At 49.1% G+C, this 1325-nt stretch carries 1 rRNA gene; it reads left to right on the plus strand.

From position 1 onward, the window contains the following. Positions 1-164: 164 nt before the first annotated feature. Positions 165-1325, plus strand: a 23S ribosomal RNA gene (locus BMY54_RS29695); the annotation flags it as partial.

Consider the following 1325-nt stretch of genomic DNA (forward strand, 5'->3'; position numbering starts at 1 on the left):
TCGTTCTTTAAAAATTTGGGTATGTGATAGAAAGATAGACTGAACGTTACTTTCACTGGTAACGGATCAGGCTAAGGTAAAATTTGTGAGTTCTCTTAATTGAGAAATTCGAATTTTCGGCGAATGTCGTCTTCACAGTATAACCAGATTGCTTGGGGTTATATGGTCAAGTGAAGAAGCGCATACGGTGGATGCCTTGGCAGTCAGAGGCGATGAAAGACGTGGTAGCCTGCGAAAAGCTTCGGGGAGTCGGCAAACAGACTTTGATCCGGAGATGTCTGAATGGGGGAACCCAGCCATCATAAGATGGTTATCTTGTACTGAATACATAGGTGCAAGAGGCGAACCAGGGGAACTGAAACATCTAAGTACCCTGAGGAAAAGAAATCAACCGAGATTCCCTTAGTAGTGGCGAGCGAACGGGGACTAGCCCTTAAGTGGCTTTGAGATTAGCGGAACGCTCTGGAAAGTGCGGCCATAGTGGGTGATAGCCCTGTACGCGAAAATCTCTTAGTCATGAAATCGAGTAGGACGGAGCACGAGAAACTTTGTCTGAATATGGGGGGACCATCCTCCAAGGCTAAATACTACTGACTGACCGATAGTGAACTAGTACCGTGAGGGAAAGGCGAAAAGAACCCCGGAGAGGGGAGTGAAATAGATCCTGAAACCGTATGCGTACAAGCAGTGGGAGCAGACTTTGTTCTGTGACTGCGTACCTTTTGTATAATGGGTCAGCGACTTATTTTCAGTGGCGAGCTTAACCGAATAGGGGAGGCGTAGCGAAAGCGAGTCTTAATAGGGCGTCTAGTCGCTGGGAATAGACCCGAAACCGGGCGATCTATCCATGGGCAGGTTGAAGGTTGGGTAACACTAACTGGAGGACCGAACCGACTACCGTTGAAAAGTTAGCGGATGACCTGTGGATCGGAGTGAAAGGCTAATCAAGCTCGGAGATAGCTGGTTCTCCTCGAAAGCTATTTAGGTAGCGCCTCATGTATCACTGTAGGGGGTAGAGCACTGTTTCGGCTAGGGGGTCATCCCGACTTACCAAACCGATGCAAACTCCGAATACCTACAAGTGCCGAGCATGGGAGACACACGGCGGGTGCTAACGTCCGTCGTGAAAAGGGAAACAACCCAGACCGTCAGCTAAGGTCCCAAAGTTATGGTTAAGTGGGAAACGATGTGGGAAGGCTTAGACAGCTAGGAGGTTGGCTTAGAAGCAGCCACCCTTTAAAGAAAGCGTAATAGCTCACTAGTCGAGTCGGCCTGCGCGGAAGATGTAACGGGGCTCAAACCATACACCGAAGCTACGGGTATCA

The sequence above is a fragment of the Pseudomonas sp. ok266 genome, assembly GCF_900110195.1.
GTDB lineage: Bacteria > Pseudomonadota > Gammaproteobacteria > Pseudomonadales > Pseudomonadaceae > Aquipseudomonas > Aquipseudomonas neuropathica.